This is a genomic window from Microbispora hainanensis (assembly GCF_006874475.1).
GTDB lineage: Bacteria > Actinomycetota > Actinomycetes > Streptosporangiales > Streptosporangiaceae > Microbispora > Microbispora hainanensis.
Map to the genome: position 1 here is coordinate 26,924 of NZ_VIRM01000033.1, position 18,372 is coordinate 45,295.

Sequence of the window (18,372 nt, forward strand, 5' to 3'; positions counted from 1 at the left end):
CCGGGTCAGTACCAGTTGTGGGACCGGAAGTGGCCCCATGCGCCGCACGGCGAGCCGTATCGGCCCTTGATGTATCGCAGCCCCCACTTGATCTGGGTCTGCGGGTTGAACCGCCAGTCGTTGCCGGCGTAGCCCATCTTGTGACCGGGCAGCGCCTGCGGGATGCCGTAGGCGCCCGAGCCCGGGTTGTAGGCCCGGTGATCCCAGTTGCTCTCCCTGGTCCAGAGGCTGTCGAGACACTGGAACTGCTCGCCCGACCACGTGTTGCGGGTGACGAGCCGGAAGGCGTACGCCTTGCTGCGGAGCTTCGCCGGCGCCCGGCGGAACCGGGGCGGCTGTGCCGTCACCGGTGTCGTCCACATTCCGACGTGGGTGACGGGCCGCACGCTCTCTCCGGTGCGTGCCGTCTCCCCGGTCTGCGCCGTCTCTCCGGTCCCTGCCTGGGCGGCCCACTCGCCGGCCCAGGCCACTCCGCTCCCGCCACCCGCCACGGTGGCCGCGATGACGGCGGCGACTGTGCTGCGTAGAACGCTGTTGCTGTCCAAATCGGTCCTTGTCGTCGGGTCGCGTGCGGAAGGCGGGCGCGCGTGCGCCCGCCGCGCGGTCGCGCGCCCATGGCGTGGGCGCCGCCGTCCGCTCGGCCCGCACCGGATCATCAAGAGCTTCCGGCGGGCACCGCGACGGGTCCTCACGCGGATTGAAATACGGCCGCCCGCCTTTCCGGCGGCATCTGCGGCACGCCGCGGACGGTTCTTTGCCGATCCGCCCCCCAACGCCGACCCTTCTACAAGCCCCGGCTTACCGTGCGCGGCGCGGCCCGCCCTGCGGCGAGATCCCACGCGACGCTCGTTTAGGGTGCGGACATGAGCGTTCTCAAGATTCCGGTGACCACGATCGACGGCGAGAGCACGACCCTCGGCGACCTGCTCGGCGGAGGGGCCGCCCTGGTGGTCAACGTGGCGTCCAGGTGCGGGCTGACCCCCCAGTACGAGGGCCTGGTCGCCCTCCAGCGGGCGTACGCCGGCAGGGGGTTCACGGTCGTCGGCGTGCCCTGCAACCAGTTCATGGGCCAGGAGCCCGGCTCTGCGGAGGAGATCAAGGAGTTCTGCTCCACGACCTACGGCGTGGACTTCCCGCTTCTGGAGAAGACCGAGGTCAACGGCGCGGAGCGGCACCCCCTCTACGCCGAGCTGACCGAGACCCCCGACGCGGAGGGCGAGGCGGGCGACATCCAGTGGAACTTCGAGAAGTTCCTCGTCGCCGCCGACGGCCGGGTGGCCGCGCGGTTCCGCCCCCGTGTGGTCCCCGAGGCCCCGGAGATCGCCGAGGCGATCGAGAAGGTCATCTCCTAGGCGCCGAGACCTTCGGCCCGCAGCTCGCCCGCACGACGAGCTGGGTGGGCAGCGTGACGGCCGGAGGGCGCCTGCCGTGCCGCAGCACCAGCTCGGCGGCGCGGTAGCCGATGTCCTGGGCCGGCTGGGCGATGACCGTCAGCGGCGGGGAGCACAGCTCGGCCCAGGGCACGTCGTCGAACATGATGAGCGACACGTCCTTGGGGATGCGCACGTCCAGCTCGCGGGCGGCCAGCACGGCCGCCTCGCCCAGCACGTTGCCGCCCGCGATGACCGCCGTGACGTCGGCGCGGTGCTGCAGCAGGCCCGCGGCGGCCGCGTACGCGGAGTCGCGGCTCGACCGGGCGTGCACGACCAGATCGCGGTCGGCGGGCAGGCCCAGCGAGGCGATCGCCGAGGTGAACGCGGCCACCCGCTGCGACTGGCCGTGCCGGCCGAGGTAGGCGATCTTCCGGTGGCCGAGCCCGGCCAGGTATTCCACGGCCGTCAGCACCCCGGCCCGGTCGTCGGGCACCACGCTGGGCACGTCCGCGCGCACCCGCCGGTCGGCGAACACGACGTTCAGCCCGGCGCGCAGCGCGAGCCCCCACGTCTCGCCGTCCCCGGACGGCACCGCGATGAGCCGGTCCATGCTCTGCTCGATGAGCGTGCCGATCAGCTCGGCCTCCCGCTCAGGGTCGTCGCCGGTGACCCCCACCGTGACGGGCTCGCCGTACGAGCGGGCGCAGGACAGCACGCCGTCGGCCAGCCGCGCGTAGAAGCTGTCGGTGATGTCGGGGACCAGCAGTCCGATGCCGCCCGTCCGCTGGCGCCTCAGGTTGCGTCCCAGCGCGCTCGGCCGGTAGTCGAGCCGCGCCGCCGCGGCGAGCACCTTCTCGCGCGTCTCCGCGCTCGCCGAGCCGCCCGACAGGACCCGGGACACCGTGGCCACCCCGACCCCGGCCGCCTCCGCCACTTCCTTGATGGTTATCCGCCGCTGCGCTGGACCGCTCATGGAAACGATTCCATCATGGTTCCATGGGCCTTGCCACCGAAATCTTGACAATAGGCGGTATTTCACGGGAGAGTCATGAAAACGTATCCACATCATCTTGGCTCGGGAACGCGAAGGACTGGGGATGGCTGCAATCGTTCTGAACAACGTCGACAAGATCTACGCGGGCGGGGTGAAGGCCGTCAACGGCCTCAACCTGGAGATCAAGGACGGCGAGTTCATGGTGCTGGTCGGCCCGTCGGGTTGTGGCAAGTCCACCGCCCTGCGGATGATCGCCGGCCTGGAGGACATCAGCGGCGGCGAGATCGTCATCGGTGACCGTGTCGTGAACCACCTTCCCCCGAAGGACCGCGACATCGCCATGGTCTTCCAGAACTACGCGCTCTACCCGCACATGACGGTCGAGGAGAACCTCGCCTTCGGTCTCAAGCTGCGCAAGATGTCGAAGCCGGAGATCCAGAAGCGGGTCAACGATGCCGCCCGCATGCTCGGCCTGGAGCAGTACCTCAAGCGCAAGCCGGCCGCCCTGTCCGGCGGTCAGCGCCAGCGTGTCGCGATGGGCCGCGCCATCGTCCGCGAGCCCCAGGCCTTCCTCATGGACGAGCCGCTGTCCAACCTGGACGCCAAGCTCCGCGTCTCCATGCGCGCCTCGCTGAACCAGCTTCACGAGCGCCTGGGCGTCACCACGGTGTACGTCACCCACGACCAGGTCGAGGCCATGACCCTCGGCGACCGCGTCTGCGTCCTGCGCGACGGCGTGCTCCAGCAGGTGGACACCCCGCAGAACCTGTTCGACGACCCGGTCAACCTGTTCGTCGCGGGCTTCATGGGCTCCCCGGCCATGAACTTCACCTACGCGGAGCTGGTCCGCGACAACGGCGGCGCGGCCGTGGCCTTCGCCGGCTACCGTCTCCCCGTCCCCGACTCGACCTTCGCGGAGAAGCCGGGTCTCGACCGCTACATCGGCCGCAAGATCATCCTCGGCATCCGGCCCTCCGACTTCGAGGACGCCGGTTCGGCCAGCGGCAACAGCGCCGGGTGGGTGCGCATCCCCGTCCGCGCCAACGTCACCGAGGAGCTGGGCTCGGAGATCAACGTCCTGTTCACGATCGACGCCCCGCCGGTCGAGCACAAGGACACCGTGGCCGCCGCCAACGACGGCGACGACGAGGAGACGACGCTGCCGCTGACCGGCGACAAGTCGCTGTGGACCGCGCGTGTCAACGCCCGCAGCCACGTCCGTCCCGGCCAGGAGATCGAGCTCGTCGTCGACACGCACAACCTGCACTTCTTCGACGTCGACTCGGGCCTGTCCATCGGCCACGAGGCCAACATCGGCCGCTGATCCCGGTCACCCCCGCCGCACGACGCGCGGCGGGGGATTTCCGGCTGCGGAGCGCGGGCGCGGCACGGGCCCGCGCGGCCGATCCTCGCCGGCCGTCATCCGCGACGACGTCCACCTCGCACGCTCCGAGTGGTCGCGCCGGAGGCGCGCCGAATTCGATCCGCGCCGGAGGCGCCCCGAGTCGGACCCGTGCTGGAGGCGCGTGAGCAGGCCGTGCCTGAGGGGCGTGCAGCAGAGCACCGCGGCGGCGGTCGCGGCGGTGGCCGTGGCCGCGGCGCCCGCGGGCACCCAGCCGAGCGCGACCGCGAGCCCGGCCGTCCCGGTGCCGGCCGAGACGCCGCACAGCGCGGGCGCCGCCTTGCGTGCCGGTCCGGTAGGCCGGCTCGCGCGCCGGGGCCGGCGGGCGGCGTACGCCCCGGCCCCCACGATGGCGGCCAGCGCCGGCAGCAGCAGCCCGGCCGCGATCACGGCCGTGCCGCGCCCGGCCGTCAGCCCGGCGGCCGTGCAGGTCAGGACGAACCCGGCGAACAGCGAGCCGGACGGCCCGAGCCGGACCCTGCCCCGCGCCCTGCCGTACGGGAGGGCGCCGAGGCACGCCCCGGCCAGGGCGGCCGGGAGCACCGCGAGGGCCGGGTCGCCCAGCACGAGCGCCGTCACGGCGAGAAACGCGCCGGTGACGGCGGCGACCGCGGCGAGCGCGCCGCCGAGCCGGTCGAGCAGCCCGTACGCGTTGGTCATCGCGACGATCCACATCACGCTGACCGGTCCGTCGAGCCAGTCGCCCGTCAGCGTCACCTGGACGCCGCACAGCACGACCCCGCCCGCCGCCAGCGACTCCACGATGAGCCGCGTGACGAGCGGCAGCGCGCCCACGTTCGCGATGAGCCCGAGCAGCGCCACGGCGGCGGCGGCCAGCAGGATCGCGCTCACCCACCGGTCGGGCGCGCCGTAGGCCGTCATCAGGGCGCCCGCCGTGGCCGCCGCCAGCGTCATCCCGGTCAGGTAGGGCACCGCGCGCCGCACCGGGCGCAGGCACACGGCGGCGAGCAGGCAGGCGACCGCTCCCGCGAGCGCGGGCGCCAGCGCCGGAAGGGGCGTCATCGGCTGCCCACCTCCGACCGCGTCGCGCCGCGCAGCGTCCGATAGAGGGCCTCGGTGTCGGCCACCAGCCGGTCCACGCAGAACGCCCGCCCGGTCCACGTCCGGGCCGACTCGCCCATCCGCCGCGCCAGGCCGGGGTCCACCAGCAGCCGTACGACGCGGTCGGCCATCTCGTCCGGGTCGGGCTCGGTCAGGAACCCCGTGCGGTGGTCCATGACGACCTCGGGAACGCTGCCGACACGCGTGGCCACCACCGGCAGGCCCGCCATTCCGGCCTCCACGAGCGCAAGCGGCGTGCCCTCGCTGTCGGAGGTGAGCAGCACCACGTCGGCCGCGGCGTACACGGTCTCGACGTCGCGCCGCCAGCCGAGCAGCCGGAACGACTCCCACATCGGCATGACGGCCCGCTCCACCTCCTCCTTCAGCTCGCCGCTGCCGCAGATGAGGAACCGGGCGCCGGGCAGCCGGGCCAGGACCGCCTTGGCGACCTCCGCGAGCCGGTCGGGCCGTTTGGCCTTCTTCAGCCTGCCGACGTACGCCACGATCGGCGCGTCCAGCGGGACGCCCAGCGCGGCGCGGGCCTGGGCACGCTCGGGCGGCGGGGCGAGCTCGACGCCGGGCGGGATGACGACGTACTGCTCGGGCCGGCCGATCCCGGCCGCGAGGAGGTCGTCGCGCACCCGGGCGCCGACCGTGACGAGGCGGTCGGTCATCTTCGCCAGCCGCCGCTCCGTGCGCACGTAGACGGCCCGCCGGAGGCGGGAGAGCTGTCCGTCGAGGAGGTGGCCGTGGTAGCTGTGCACCCGGGCGGCCCCGACCCCCGACAGCCGCACCGCGAGGCGGCCGAGCGCGCCCGCCTTGGTGGTCCTGGTGTGCACGATATGTGGCTTGAACTCGCGCATCGCGTTCGTCAGCCGGAACAGGGCCCGGTAGTCGTCGGCCGGTTTGATCGCGCGGCCGAGGCCCGGCACCCGGTGGACCGGGATCGTCGCGTCGCGAAGCTGCAGGTGGTCGCCTTCGCCGCCGTCGACGTATCCGGTGTAAAGGCGGTGGTCGAACTCCACCGGGCTGAGCCGCTCGCACAACCCCGTGACCTGGGTGGCGGGACCGCTCACGTTCATCCGGGCGATTATTTCCATGACACGAATCCGGTCGTCCGGTTTCATGCTGGCTCCTCCCTGATCATGTCGGAGAAGCTAGTCCGCGGTCCCACTCCCGATTGGGCTCCCGGACGCCGCCGGAAGAGACTTTTCCCTATCCGTACCCAAGCCTTACAGCCGTCGCGTCCGCCAATCCCGGGGGCGGCGGAGGGATCACTCCTACAGTCGTAGCGTGGCGGAGAAGCTGGTGGTCGTGGGCCAGGGCCCGGCCGGGCTGCCCCTGGCGATGCGCGCCGTGGAGGCGGGATTCCGCGTCGTCGGCCTCGACGAGGACGGGTGGCGGGTCAAGCGGCTCAACGCGGGGGAGCCGTGTGCCGAGGGCGTCGGCGCGGGCGCGCTCGCCGCCGCGCACGCCTCCGGCAGGTACGCGGCCAGCGCCGACGCGGCCGACGCCACCGGGTTCGACGTCTGCGTGCTCACCTCGCCCGTACGGATGCGGGGCGGTGCGCCCGACCTCGGTCCGCTCGGCTCGGCGGTCCGCCGGATCGCCCCGTTCCTGCGGCCGGGGGCGACCGTGGTGCTGGAGGGCACCGCCTATCCCGGCACCACCGAGGAGTTCGCACGGCCGCTGCTCGAACAGGGGTCGGGACTGCGCGCGGGGGAGGACTTCCACCTCGGCCACAGCCCGCACCGGGCCGACCCGGGCAACCCGCGCTGGCGGCTCGGCAACACGCCCAAGGTCGTCTCGGGCCTCGACGCGGCCTCGCTCCGGGCGGTGACGGACTTCTACGGCAGGCTGGTGCGGGAGACCGTCCCGGTCTCCTCGCTCCGGGTGTCGGAGCTGTGCGCGCTGGTGGAGAGCGCCCGCGCGCACGTCGGCGCCGCCCTGGCGAACGAGCTGTCGATCTTCGCGGCGCATCTCGGCGTGGACGTGTGGGAGGCGGTCGAGGCCGCCGCCACGACGCCCTTCGGGCACGCCGCCGCGGCGCCCTGCCCGGGGATCGAGGATCCCTGCCTGCCGCTCGACGTGACGTACCTGCCGTGGGGGATGCGGCGCGGCGTGGGGCGGGGCTTCCGTCTGGTCGAGGCGGCCAACGACGTCAACGCGCACATGCCCGCCCAGGTGGTCGACCGGCTCGGCCTCGCGCTGAACCGGAGGTGCCGCTCGATCAGGGGCAGCAGGATCCTGCTGCTGGGGCTTTCGCCGGTCGAGGTGGCCAAGACGCTGTGCCGGCTCGGCGCCCGGGTGCGGGCCGCGGACCCCCGTGCCGGCGACTGCTGTGCCGACGATTTCGTCGTACCCGCGGGGGTCGAGGTGGTCGAGCCGGACGCCGCCGAGCTGGCCAGGGCCGACGCGGTCGTCGTGCTCGGCGGGCAGGACTGCTACGACTACGACCTGGTGCAGCGGGCCAGCCGGTTCGTCTTCGACACCCGGGGCCGCTGCCGCGGCCCGAACGTCGAACGGCTGTGACTCAGCGGTAGCGCAGCCTCGCCACGCGGCCGACCAGGTTGAGCGGCAGGAGCCTGGCGATCGCCACGATCGCCTTGTAACGGGCCGACGGGACGCTCACCCACACCCCGCGGGCGAGGTCGCGCATCGCGTCGGCGGCGACGCGGTCGGCCGACAGCCACGCGAAGGGCGGCAGTCCGGACATGTCGAGCCTGGCCCGGTCGTGCAACTCGGTCCGAACGAACCCCGGGCACAGCGCCATCACCCGCACGCCGTGCCGGTTGACCATGTTGGCCGCCGAGGCGCTGTAGTTCACCACCCACGCCTTGGTGGCGCTGTAGGTGCCGCCGGGGAGGAACGCCGCGACCGAGGCCACGTTGATCACCCCGCCCCGCCTCTTCGAGATCATGTACGGCAGGGCCGCCCGGGTCAGCCGCAGCACCGCCTCGCAGTGCAGCCGCAGCATGCGGATCTCGTCCTCCACGGGGGTGTCGAGGAATCCGCCGTGGTGCCCGAACCCGGCGTTGTTGACCAGGAGGTCGACGCCGGAGCCCAGCCGCTCCTCGGCCGCCGCCGTCCCCTCCTCGGTGGTCAGGTCGGCGCACAGCGGCTCGACCGGCACGCCGTACCGCTTGTGCAGGGCCTCGGCGGAGGCGGCGAGCCGCCCCTGGTCGCGGGCCACCAGGACCAGGGAGAACCCGTCGGCGGCCAGGCGGCGCGCGAAGGCGGCGCCGATCCCGGCGGTCGCGCCGGTGATGAGTGCGGTGGGCATGACGGCAGCGTACCCACCGCGGGGGTCTCCTCGTCCGGCGCCGGAACGGCGCTCACGCCTCGGTGGTGCGGCTGATGAGCTCCTCCACCTTCGCGCTGAGCCGGGCGGCCCGGGGCCACCCGGCGTACAGGGTGAGGAACACGACCGTCTCGCGGAGTTCGGCAGGGCTCAGCTCGCCCGAGCGCAGGGCGGTCTCGAGGTGCAGTTCGAGCATGTCGTCCATGTCCTGGCCGACGAGCAGGCCGAGCAGCAGCAACCGCCGTTCCCTGACCGTGAGGACCTGCCGGGACCACACCTCGGAGAACATGCGCTCCGCCGTCACCCCGAAGAAGCCGTCCGGCCCCTCGCCGGTGCCGTCCTCTTCGTAGACCTGCTTCATGTGCGCCAGCCCTCCCCACGGTGATTCCTGACGTCATGCATCCAGATGTCGTGTTCGGGGCAGTCGGGTGTTACACGATCTCGTCATCCGGCTTCCGGTCGATCTCACAGCGCGGGTCTTCCGTGTGTCATGTCCCGGGTGAACAAAACGGATCACTCGGGGCGGCCGGGGCCCTCGGATGTGCCGGAACCCGCTTTCGCCGGTCGTCCTTCGGGGTACGGCATCAGAGGTGAGTCCGCGGCGGTCGGAGCCGGTGAGGCAATAGGTTCCGGGTAACAAGAGGAGCCAAGATCCGGGCAAGATTCGGTCTAGTTTTCCGGCGCGTCGCAGACTTACCGTTGGGAAGGACAGTTGGAAAACGGGCACTACTACCTCGTAGACCCGCAAAGCGGAGGTTGGGCCCTGGTGGAAAAACCACGGGTAAGGACCGGGGTGGTGGGAACGGTCGTGGGGGCGGCGATGGCCGCCTCTGTGCTGTCCGGCTGTGCCGGCCCCGAGTACACCTACGTACGCGACGATACGGGCGGCACCTACTTCAAGGTCCCGGCGTCATGGCGCCAGATCGACCAGAAGACGCTCGACAAGGAACTCTTCGGCGATGCCGACTCCGCCACCGCGCAGCTCGCGAAGCAGGCGGTGTGGACGGCGGCGTTCGACGCCTACGACGAACCGTCCCTCATGCACCTTGTCCTGGGCTCCGCGGGCACCGACGACAAGCCTTTCGTGTTCGCGAAGGTGCAGAAGCTCAGCGAGGCCGAGCAGAACGCGGCCTCGCTCAATCTGCTGCGTGTCTCCCCTCCGATGCCGGTGCCGCTGACGGAGGAGCAGCAGAAGGAGTTCGAGGCGAGCGGCCTGACGGGGTTCGAGCTGCTGGCCGACGAGGTGCTGCCCATCACGGACGGCGTCCGCGGCGTCCACACCGTCTACAACTACCGGGTGGGGGACACGGTGCAGACGTTCGACAGGACGGCCTACCTGTCGGCCGACGGGACGACGGCATCCACTCTGCTGATCCGCTGCTCGCCCGCGTGCTACCGCCAGCGGGCCGCGGAGATCGCCACCGTCGTCAAGTCCTTCAAGGTCAAGCACCTCATCAACCCGTGAAGGAGCCCCTCATATGAGCACGGCCCTCCCACCGAAGCACCACGAGGGGCTTCGCGAGCCGGGGTCGGGTCCCGTGGACCGCGACCCCCTCACCAGGAAACGTATGCCGCTGTGGGACCGGACGAAGTTCCTGATCCTGCTCGCCGTCGCGTTCGGCGTGCTGTACTGGAACGAGATCGCGACGTACGAGGGCATCATCTCCCCCTATGACGCCGCGGTGATGACCGTACGGAACGCGTCGTGGGTGCTGTGGCTGGCGGGCATCGAGGTGGTCCGGCAGATCCACTTCCTCATCAGCGAGCGCTCGGCCGGCTATCACCGGTTCTGGACCCAGAAGGTCTTCGGCGGCTGGAACCGCTGGTCGCACCGCAGGTTCAACGACTGGAACCGCTACCGCATCTCGCGCGCGGTCAAGTGGGCCGTCTGGATCGCGATCATCGCGCTGGTGCTGGGCAAGGTGCAGCAGGTCTCCCCGCTCGAGGCGCTGTACAGCGTGCCGGCCACGGTGTGGGGCTTCCTTCCCATGGTCCTGCAGCTCATGCTGATCATGGTGGTCGCCGTCGGCCAGTTCGTCGCCATCTTCTGGTTCCTGTCGCGGGGCGGCGTCGACGTCTACTACCCCGACGACATCAAGACGCGCTTCTCCGACGTCTGGGGCCAGGACCACGTGGTCGAGCGGGTCAAGGAGAACATCGTCTTCCTGGAGAAGCCGGACGAGATCGAGGCCAGGGGCGGCTACGTGCCCAGCGGCATCCTGCTGTGGGGCCCGCCCGGCACCGGCAAGACGCTGATGGCCGAGGCGGTCGCCGGATCGACCGGCAAGCCGTACGTGTTCGTCGACCCGGGCGCGTTCATCAACATGTTCTTCGGCGTCGGCGTCCTCAAGGTCAAGTCGCTGTTCCGCAAGCTGCGCAAGCTGGCCCTGCGGTACGGCGGCGTCATCGTGTTCTTCGACGAGGCCGACTCGCTCGGCAACCGGGGCGCGCTGGCGCAGGGCGGACCCGGCGGCTGGGGCAGGTCGGTCCCGGCGCCGTTCGCCGACTCCGGCTGCAACGGCTTCGCCTACCTCGACCCGAACACCCGCACCGTGCTCGGCCGTCACGCCGCGGGCCCGGCCGCCGAGGCCGCGCCGCCGCGGATGCCGCGCACCGGCGCCTTCGTCAACCGCCTGATGTACGGCGGGGGCATGGGCGGCGGCGGTGGCGGCATGGGCACGCTGGAGGCGTTGCTCACCGAGATCTCCGGCCTCAAGAAGCCGCGCGGCTTCGTCAACCGCTACGTGCGCAGGCTGCTCGGCATGCGGCCCAAGCCGCCGCCGAAATACCGCATCCTCATCATGATGGCCACCAACCTGCCCGAGGCTCTGGACGACGCCCTGCTGCGGCCCGGCCGCATCGACCGCATCTACAAGGTCGGCTATCCCTCGAAGGCGGGCCGGATCCGCACCTACAAGGGCTACTTCGACAAGGTCAGCCACCAGCTCACCGACGAGCAGATCGACAAGCTCGCCACGATCACGCCGTACGCCACCGGTGCGACCATCAAGGACCTGGTCAACGAGTCGCTGATCACCGCGATCCGGGACGGCCGGGAGACCATCACCTGGTCGGACGTCATGCGGGCCAAGCGGCTCAAGCAGCTCGGGCCGCCCGAGGACGTCGAGTACATCGAGCGTGAGCGGCACGCGGTCGCGGTGCACGAGGCGTGCCACGCGGTCGCCGCCTACCGCACCCGCCACCACCTGGAGATCGACCTGGCGACGATCGAGAAGGGCGCCGACTACCTCGGCATGGTGGCCAGCATCAAGCCGGAGGACCAGTTCACCCGGTGGAAGTCGGAGTATGAGGCCGACATCATGGTGTCGCTCGCCTCGCTGGCGGGGGAGCGGATGTTCTTCGGCGAGGACAACTCCTCCGGCGTCTCCGGCGACCTGCAGAGCGCGACCGCGATCACCGGGCTGATGGAGGCCCACTGGGGCATGGGCATCGGGGTGGCCTCGCTGCCGGCGCTGCAGGAGCTCGGCCTGCGCGAGGGCAAGGCGGCCCAGCCGCAGCCGGGAGGCGGTGGCATCGGCTTCACCGGCACTCCGGCGAGCCGTCGCGACGAGATGGTGCCCGACATGCTCCCCGAGCGGATCGAGTTCAACCTCAGCCGGCTGCTGGAGAAGACGGCCGAGCTGCTGCGCGAGAACCGCCGCGAGGTGTTGTCGGTCGCGCACGCGCTGGAGCAGCACAAGACGCTGAACGGCGACGACGTGGTCGCTGTCATCGAGGGCAGGATGGGCCCGCTGATCGACGGCACCGTCTACACCTCGGACGAGTTCTACGAGGAGATCGAGACCTACCACATGGCCGCGGCGGCGGCCCACAAGGCGCACAGCGAGGTCCCGGTCGAGCTTCCGCTGCCCCGGAGCCGGGTCATCGAGGCGTCGGTCGTGCCGGCGTCCTCGGGCGGCGCCGCGCCGGTGCTGGTCGCGCCGCCGCCGAACGGCCTGGCCGGCGGAAACGGGCACACCCCGGTGACGCAGCCGGACTTCGTGCCGTGGAGCGGCTCGCCGTCGCCGGTTCCCCCGGCTCCGCCGCTCGCCCGGTCGCCCGCGGAGCCGTCCCGCACGTCGTACGGCGCGCTGTGGGCGGTCGTCGGCGTCGTCGTGGCGGTGGTGCTGCTCACGCTCCTGGGCGTGCTGCTGTTCGCCTCGCCGCGGGGCGCGGCGGGTGCCTCTGTCGCAGGCGTGCCCGCGGGCACGGCGGTCCTGCTGGCCGTCGCCCTGGTGGCGGTGATCGGCGGCATCGCGGTCGCGTTCCTGGTGGTCCGCTCCCACCAGGCGGGGCGGCGGCGGGCCGAGGAGGCCAGAGACCGGGCGGCCGAACGAGCGCAGTTGCTCGCGGCGGCCATGGACCCCGAGGTCGCGATGCGGCTGCTCGGCTACGACGGCAGGCGGGGCCCGGAGGCCTGAGACGTCCTGGCCGTCCGGCCCTGCGATCCGATCCCCGGTGGGCGGTGCCCGCCGGGGATCGGCGTTTTCCGGGCTGGGCGGCAGTAACTCCGATCCGACCATGACTTTGTCCTACCGCAAACGAAAGTCATTGAAACTTGGATTTAACTTCTTCCAAATCGTGACCAAAGAAGGTAACTTGGCGCCCACTTGAGGCCGTCCCCACTGTGCGGCGGGCGGCCCCGCCTTCGTCACCGGACCCATGGCCCCCGCCGTGGGGTGGGCCCATGGCGTCCAGGGCGTACGAGATGGAGGACTGTCACCATGTCACGTAAGCGACTGCTCGCTCTGGCGGCGCTGTCCGCGATCATCGCGCCGGCCTTCTCCGCCGGCAGCGCGCTCGCGGCCCCCGCGGACCCCGAGTTCCGTGTGCTCGTCTTCGGCAAGACCACCGCTTTCCGGCACGACTCGATCCCCGCGGGTGAGGCGGCGATCCAGAAGCTCGGCCAGGAGAACGGCTTCGCGGTGGACGTGACGGAGGACGCGGCCCAGTTCACCGACGAGAACCTCGCCAAGTATCAGACGGTCGTCTTCATCTCCACGACCGGCGACCCGCTCGGTCAGCCCGAGCAGAAGGCGGCGTTCGAGCGCTACATCCGGAACGGCGGAGGCTTCGCCGGCGTTCACGCCGCCGGCGACTCGGGCTACAACTGGGCCTGGTACGGCGGCCTCGTCGGCGCCTACTTCCGCAACCATCCGGCGCAGCAGAACGCCACGGTGAAGATGGTGGGCCAGGGCGCGGCGTCCAACCGCGGACTGCCGAACCGCTGGACCCGCTGGGACGAGTGGTACAACTACCGCACGAACCCGCGTGACGCCGGGGTGCGCGTGCTCGCCGAACTCGACGAGAAGTCCTACAACCCCGGCTCCGGCGCCATGGGCGACCACCCGATCGCCTGGTGCCACAACTACGACGGCGGGCGCTCCTGGTACACGGGCATGGGCCACACCAAGGAGGCCTACAGCGACCCGCTGTTCCTGAAGCACCTGCTCGGCGGCATCCGGATGACGGCCGGAGTCACGAACTTCCCCTGCGACCCCCACGGCGACTGACCCTCCGCGAGGGACGTCACCTCGCGTGGCGGGCGCCCGGAGAGCCGATCAGCCGAGGCGCCCGGGCGAGGCAGATGACGGGTGCGCCGTCCGGTGCGGGCACCGGACGGCCCACCCGGCCGAGTGGTCTTCCGTCAGGGTCAGAGCCGGAAGCCCAGATCGGGCGTGATCTCCGCCACGTCCATCTGGGCCTTCTGCAGGCGGCCCGAGTAGTCCCAGTTCATCGCCTGCCAGCGGGTGAACTGGTCGAGCACCCACATGCCGCTCTGCCTGCTGCCGTTGCCCGACTTGCCGTTCCCGCCGAACGGCAGGTGCGCCTCCGCGCCGGAGGTGGAGTTGTTGACGCTGACCATGCCGGCCGACACGCCCTCGCGGAACCGGAACACGGCCTTCGGGTCGGAGGTGTAGATGGACGACGACAGGCCGTATCCGGGCCGGTTGGCCAGGTCGATCGCCTCGTCGAGGGTGGAGAACGTCGTCACGCCCACGATCGGGCCGAACGTCTCCTCCAGGAACAGCCGGTCATCGGGACGGACGCCGTCCACCACCACAGGGTGGTAGTAGAGGCCCTCGCCGTCCATCCGGCCGACCGGGCCCGGCAGCACGGTGTGGTGCGGCCGGATCCAGCCCAGGTATTCCTCGTAACGCCCGGCGAACTTGTGGTCGAGCAGCGGGCCGTACAGCACGTCGCCGTTCGGGTCGCCGATCTTCGCGTCGCGCACGAGGGCGGTGAACCGGCGCAGGAACTCGTCGTGGACGTCCTCGTGGACGATGACCGTGCCGAGGGAGGTGCAGCGCTGACCGGCGGTGCCGAAGCCGGAGAACAGCGCGCCCTCGGCGGCGAGGTCGAGATCGGCGTCCGGCATCACGACCATCGGGTTCTTGCCGCCGAGCTCCAGGCAGGGCGACTGCAGGTGCCGCCCGCACAACTCGCCGACGGCCCGGCCGACCGCGCTCGGCCCGGTGAAGCCGACCTTCTGCACGGTGCCCTCGCCGAGCGCGCGGTCGAGGCCCGCGTACGTCTGCTCGCCGTCGGCGAAGACGATGTTGAGCACGCCGCCGGGCAGTCCGGCCGCCGCGAACAGCCGGTAGAGCGCGTGCGCGGAGGCCGCGGCATACTCGGCCGGCTTCCACACCACCGCGTTGCCGCAGAGCAGGGCCGGGACCAGGTACCACGAGGGCACGGCCACCGGGAAGTTGCCGGCCGTCACGACCGCCGCCACGCCGACGGGCACCCGGAACGTGAACAGGCTCTTGTCGGGCATCTCCGACGGCACGGTCTGCCCATAGAGGCGGCGGCCCTCGCCGAGGAAGAAGTCGCAGGTGTCCACGATCTCGCGGACCTCGCCCAGCGCCTCGGCGTACGGCTTGCCGATCTCCTCGGTCACCAGCCGGGCCAGCGCCTCGGTGTTGGCCTCGACCAGGCGGCCGATCGAGGCGATCACCCGGCCGCGCACCGGAGCGGGGACGCGCGCCCACTCCCGCTGGGCCGCCGCCGCGGCGCGGCAGGCGCCGGCGAAGTCGTCCGCGCCGGCGAGCAGGACGGTCGCCACCGTCTCCGCGGGCCGCGCCGGGTTGACGGACTCGTACGGCGTGCCCGAAGCGAGCTCCTCACCCGCGACGACGGAAACGATCTGCACAGCCACCGCTGACCTCCGGAATTGTTGCTGCTGCCGAGCCTCGATTACACAGTATTTCCGTCCGCGGCGCCCGGCGACAGCCCTTCCTGGTGGGCGACCGCGGCGGCCTGGGTGCGGCTGGTCACGCCGAGCTTGGCGAGGATGTTCGAGACGTGCACGCTCACCGTCTTCTGCGAGATGAACAGCCGCTCGCCGATCTCCCGGTTGGCCAGGCCGGCCGCGACGTGGGCCAGCACCTCCCGCTCGCGCGCGGTGAGCGCGGCCAGCCGCCCCGGCTCCCGTGCCGCTTCCGGCGGCTCACCGGCGGCGATCTCCTGCGCGTCGCCGCTGTGGGCGGCCGGAGAGGTGCCTGCGGGGGTGACCGGAGAGGTCGCCGTGGGGGTCGCCGCGGGGGCGGTCGCCGTCGGGTCGGAGAATCCGGCCCGCGCCCCGACCTCCCTGAGCGTCTCGAGGAAGGGCCGGGCTCCCAGTGCGGAGGCGACGCGCACCGCGCGCTCCCATTCGGCGCGGGCCGCCGCGCGGTCACCCGCCCGTAGCAGGCACTCGGCCAGCCGCCACCGCGACCGCGCCTCCTCGTAGACGAAGCCGAAGCCGAAGGCCTCGGTGGCGCGCCGCCAGACCTCCGGATCCGCCGTGCCGTTGGCGCGGTGCCACTCGGCCTCCGCCCGTGCCAGCCAGGCGACCCCTTCCGGCCCCAGCCGGCTCCGCGGGCCGTTCGGCCCGTTCTCCGCCGCCCACCGCGCCCGGCGCAGCAGGTCGTCGCAGGCCTCGCCGGTCAGGCCGAGGTCGGCCAGCGCCCACAGACCGGTGGCCGCGATGCGGATCAGACTGGGATCGAACGGTTCGAGCACCGCGACGATCGCGTTGACGTGGTCGAGCGCGGCGTGCGGGTCGCCGCGCCACAGCGCCTGCTCGGCCGCCATGCCGCGGGCCATATAGCTGATCAGGTCGTCCGACCAGAAGCGGGACAGCCACCGCAGTCTCTCGTCGGCGCCCGGGCGCCCCCGGCCCACCTCGACGAAGAGGGCGAACGACGACAACTGGGCCTCGGCCCTGGTGCCGACCCGGACGCCGAACCCTCCCGCCAGCCGTTCCGCCGCGTTCCAGTCGCCGTCCGCGTAGTGCACGAGGTAGTTCAGGAAGCGCAGGTCCGTGCCGAACGTGCTCCAGGTGAGCCCGGTCTCCCCGGCCAGCCGTACGCCGTCCTCGGTGATGCGGGCGGCCACCGCGAGGGCGCCGTTCTCGTAATGGATGCGGGCGAGGTTGAAGCGTGCCCGCAGGTCGATGGACAGGTCGCCGGAGGGGCGCCGGGTGGCGCGCGCGAGCAGGTCGACGGCGTGCTCGACGCTGGTCCCGAACTCCTCCTCGAGCAGGGCGAGCGAGACGAGGGCGCTGGCCTCCGCGTCGCGGGCGCCGGTGGCCTCCGCGACCTCCAGCGCCTTGGCCGCCGTCGCCGCCGCCTCCTTGTCGTGGTACTGCCGGAAGAGCGCGCGGGCGTAGGTGGCCAGGGCCCTGGCCAGCAGCGGGCTGTGCGGCGCGACGTCCACCGCCTCCCGGGCGGCCTCGATCGCCTCGGCCTCGTCGCCGCCCGCGTCCGCCAGGTAGTAGGACAGGCGTTCGCCGGTCTCCGCGATCAGGGCCGGGTCGTCGGTCTCGTGGCGCAGCCGCCGCACCTGTTCCGCCGCCCGGTGGTAGTCGCCGGCCGCGGCCGCCGCCGCGGCGCCGGCCAGCGCGATCCTCGCCCGGCTCTCCCCGGCCAGCCGTTCGGCCTCCGGCACCTGGTCCCAGACCTCCAGCGCCCGCCCGAAGTGCCGGTGCGCCTCCGCCGGCGCGCCGAGCCCGGCGGCCATCCGCCCGGCCTCCACCGACGCCCGCAGCGCGCCCGGCAGGTCGTGCCCGGCGAGGTGGTGATGGGCCAGCTCGGCGGGGGCGCCGCCGCGTTCGGCGAGCAGCGCGGCGAACGCGGTGTGCAGGCGGGTGCGCTCGCCCGGCAGCAGGTCGTCGTAGACGGCCTCCTGGAGGAGCGCGTGCCGGAAGGTGTAGCCGTCGCTGCCCGCCGTGAGCAGCCGCTGCGAGACGATCTCGCGCAGCGCGTCCTCCAGCGGCAGGTCGCCGAGCCCGGTCGCGTCGCGCAGCAGGTCGTGCCCGACCCGGCGGCCGGCCACCGCGGCGACCCGCAGCACCTGGCGGGCGGTGTCCGACAGGGTCTCCACCCGGGCGAGCAGCAGGTCCGCCAGCGTTCCGGGCAGCCGCGCCCGTTCCGCGCCGGCCGCCAGGAGCTCCTCGGCGAAGAACGGGTTGCCGCCGGCGCGCTCGATCACGGTCGTCAGGCCGCGTTCCGCCATCGGCCCCGCGGGGCCCTCGCCGTACCGGTCGAGAACGGCGAGATACTCCGCCATGTCGTCGTCGCCGAGCGGCGGCAGCTCGACGGAGGTGACCAGCGGCAGCCGCCGCAGCTCGGCCAGGACCGGGCGCAGCGGGTGGCGGCGGTGGAGGTCGTCGGTGCGGTAGGTGCCGACGAGGCACACCCGCTCGCGCTGCAGCATGCGGGTGAGGAAGACCAGCAGGTCGCGGGTCGAGCGGTCGGCCCAGTGGAGGTCCTCGAACACGAACAGGACCGGCTGCCGCCCGGCCACCTCCGACAGCATGTCGAGCACCGACCCGAAGAGGCGCTGCTGGGCGAGCCCTCCGGTCGTCGCCTCCGCCGGGCCCGCCTCGTCGCCGGGCAGCAGCCGCCGCAGCGCGGGACGGGCCGTGACGGCCGGGCCGACCGGCCCGTCGTCGTCGGCGGCGGCGCCGCGCAGGGCGTCGGCGAGCGGCAGATAGGGCAGGGCGTCGCCGAGCTCGGCGCACTGGCCGGTGAGCGTCACGAAGCCCCGCCGCTGCGCGAGGTCGCACAGCTCGGTCACGATCCGCGTCTTGCCGATCCCCGCGTCGCCGCCGACGAGGGCGACCCCCGCGAGCCCGGCCGCTGCGGAGTCGAGCACGCCCAGGAGCCGATCGAGCTCGGCAGAACGCCCGATCAGCACTCTTTGCGGCGTACGCGCAACCACGCAGGCGAGTATGACACGCGGCCCCGACAGAACC

General features: G+C 72.3%; 14 protein-coding genes. 6 read left to right on the top strand and 8 right to left on the bottom strand.

Annotated features, from left to right (window positions below):
* Positions 1 to 5: 5 nt before the first annotated feature.
* Positions 6 to 545 carry an aggregation-promoting factor C-terminal-like domain-containing protein gene (locus FLX08_RS24710; RefSeq protein WP_244312867.1) on the bottom strand — a complete coding sequence of 180 codons (540 nt, stop codon included), beginning with the start codon at positions 543 to 545 and terminating at the stop codon, positions 6 to 8.
* Positions 546 to 863: 318 nt separating this feature from the next.
* On the opposite strand from FLX08_RS24710, the gene FLX08_RS24715 reads away from it, so the two are divergent.
* Positions 864 to 1,352, top strand: coding sequence for a glutathione peroxidase (locus FLX08_RS24715; RefSeq protein ID WP_142621823.1), 489 nt, complete (start codon positions 864 to 866; stop codon positions 1,350 to 1,352).
* On the opposite strand, the gene FLX08_RS24720 is transcribed toward FLX08_RS24715, so the two are convergent.
* On the bottom strand, positions 1,342 to 2,346 hold the full coding sequence (locus FLX08_RS24720; RefSeq protein WP_142621825.1) for a LacI family DNA-binding transcriptional regulator: 1,005 nt from the start codon (positions 2,344 to 2,346) through the stop codon (positions 1,342 to 1,344). The two genes, FLX08_RS24715 and FLX08_RS24720, sit on opposite strands and share 11 nt — an antisense overlap.
* Positions 2,347 to 2,470: 124 nt before the next feature.
* Here FLX08_RS24720 and FLX08_RS24725 point away from each other — a divergent pair, with 124 nt between their 5' ends.
* Positions 2,471 to 3,691 carry an ABC transporter ATP-binding protein gene (locus tag FLX08_RS24725; protein ID WP_142621827.1) on the top strand — a complete coding sequence of 407 codons (1,221 nt, stop codon included), beginning with the start codon at positions 2,471 to 2,473 and terminating at the stop codon, positions 3,689 to 3,691.
* A gap of 6 nt (positions 3,692 to 3,697) precedes the next feature.
* On the opposite strand, the gene FLX08_RS24730 is transcribed toward FLX08_RS24725, so the two are convergent.
* Together FLX08_RS24730 and FLX08_RS24735 are read right to left on the bottom strand one after the other, a co-directional pair.
* A complete protein-coding gene (locus tag FLX08_RS24730) occupies positions 3,698 to 4,792 on the bottom strand; it encodes an MraY family glycosyltransferase (RefSeq protein WP_142621829.1) in 1,095 nt (364 codons plus the stop codon).
* Positions 4,789 to 5,958 (bottom strand): glycosyltransferase, encoded by a 1,170-nt coding sequence (locus FLX08_RS24735; protein WP_142621831.1) that lies wholly within the window; start codon positions 5,956 to 5,958, stop codon positions 4,789 to 4,791. Before FLX08_RS24735 ends, FLX08_RS24730 begins: the two co-directional genes overlap by 4 nt.
* 166 nt (positions 5,959 to 6,124) lie before the next feature.
* On the opposite strand from FLX08_RS24735, the gene FLX08_RS24740 reads away from it, so the two are divergent.
* Positions 6,125 to 7,363 (top strand): nucleotide sugar dehydrogenase, encoded by a 1,239-nt coding sequence (locus tag FLX08_RS24740; RefSeq protein ID WP_142621833.1) that lies wholly within the window; start codon positions 6,125 to 6,127, stop codon positions 7,361 to 7,363.
* A 1-nt stretch (position 7,364) separates the two neighbouring features.
* Here FLX08_RS24740 and FLX08_RS24745 read toward each other — a convergent pair whose 3' ends face one another.
* Positions 7,365 to 8,114: an SDR family NAD(P)-dependent oxidoreductase gene (locus FLX08_RS24745; protein ID WP_142621835.1), complete on the bottom strand. Its 750-nt coding sequence runs from the start codon at positions 8,112 to 8,114 to the stop codon at positions 7,365 to 7,367.
* A gap of 52 nt (positions 8,115 to 8,166) precedes the next feature.
* Entirely contained in the window at positions 8,167 to 8,493 is a 327-nt protein-coding gene (locus FLX08_RS24750) for a carboxymuconolactone decarboxylase family protein (protein WP_142621837.1), read from the bottom strand.
* A 435-nt stretch (positions 8,494 to 8,928) separates the two neighbouring features.
* On the opposite strand from FLX08_RS24750, the gene FLX08_RS24755 reads away from it, so the two are divergent.
* The 3 genes from FLX08_RS24755 (at position 8,929) to FLX08_RS24765 (ending at position 13,645) form a co-directional block, all read left to right on the top strand.
* The gene (locus FLX08_RS24755; protein WP_142621839.1) at positions 8,929 to 9,597 is read left to right on the top strand and encodes a hypothetical protein; all 669 of its coding nucleotides are present in this window, start codon (positions 8,929 to 8,931) and stop codon (positions 9,595 to 9,597) included.
* A 13-nt stretch (positions 9,598 to 9,610) separates the two neighbouring features.
* Positions 9,611 to 12,553: an AAA family ATPase gene (locus FLX08_RS24760; RefSeq protein ID WP_142621840.1), complete on the top strand. Its 2,943-nt coding sequence runs from the start codon at positions 9,611 to 9,613 to the stop codon at positions 12,551 to 12,553.
* Positions 12,554 to 12,856: 303 nt separating this feature from the next.
* Positions 12,857 to 13,645, top strand: a complete 789-nt coding sequence (locus FLX08_RS24765; RefSeq protein ID WP_142621842.1) for a ThuA domain-containing protein — start codon at positions 12,857 to 12,859, stop codon at positions 13,643 to 13,645.
* Positions 13,646 to 13,785: 140 nt separating this feature from the next.
* Here the strand turns inward: FLX08_RS24765 and FLX08_RS24770 are convergent, their stop codons facing one another.
* Both FLX08_RS24770 and FLX08_RS43000 read right to left on the bottom strand, forming a co-directional pair.
* Positions 13,786 to 15,291 carry an aldehyde dehydrogenase family protein gene (locus tag FLX08_RS24770; RefSeq protein WP_142621844.1) on the bottom strand — a complete coding sequence of 502 codons (1,506 nt, stop codon included), beginning with the start codon at positions 15,289 to 15,291 and terminating at the stop codon, positions 13,786 to 13,788.
* 38 nt (positions 15,292 to 15,329) lie between these two features.
* Complete coding sequence (locus tag FLX08_RS43000) at positions 15,330 to 18,338, bottom strand: helix-turn-helix transcriptional regulator (protein ID WP_142621846.1); 3,009 nt, start codon at positions 18,336 to 18,338, stop codon at positions 15,330 to 15,332.
* Positions 18,339 to 18,372 lie beyond the last annotated feature (34 nt).

What these genes read in the sequence shown, in the direction of transcription:
- FLX08_RS24750 (WP_142621837.1), bottom strand. Translation starts at nt 8,493, where the DNA reads ATGAAGCAGGTCTACGAAGAGGACGGCACCGGCGAGGGGCCGGACGGC.
- FLX08_RS24730 (WP_142621829.1), bottom strand. Translation starts at nt 4,792, where the DNA reads ATGACGCCCCTTCCGGCGCTGGCGCCCGCGCTCGCGGGAGCGGTCGCC.
- FLX08_RS24735 (WP_142621831.1), bottom strand. Translation starts at nt 5,958, where the DNA reads ATGAAACCGGACGACCGGATTCGTGTCATGGAAATAATCGCCCGGATG.
- FLX08_RS24715 (WP_142621823.1), top strand. Translation starts at nt 864, where the DNA reads ATGAGCGTTCTCAAGATTCCGGTGACCACGATCGACGGCGAGAGCACG.
- FLX08_RS24720 (WP_142621825.1), bottom strand. Translation starts at nt 2,346, where the DNA reads ATGAGCGGTCCAGCGCAGCGGCGGATAACCATCAAGGAAGTGGCGGAG.
- FLX08_RS24725 (WP_142621827.1), top strand. Translation starts at nt 2,471, where the DNA reads ATGGCTGCAATCGTTCTGAACAACGTCGACAAGATCTACGCGGGCGGG.
- FLX08_RS24760 (WP_142621840.1), top strand. Translation starts at nt 9,611, where the DNA reads ATGAGCACGGCCCTCCCACCGAAGCACCACGAGGGGCTTCGCGAGCCG.
- FLX08_RS24765 (WP_142621842.1), top strand. Translation starts at nt 12,857, where the DNA reads ATGTCACGTAAGCGACTGCTCGCTCTGGCGGCGCTGTCCGCGATCATC.
- FLX08_RS24745 (WP_142621835.1), bottom strand. Translation starts at nt 8,114, where the DNA reads ATGCCCACCGCACTCATCACCGGCGCGACCGCCGGGATCGGCGCCGCC.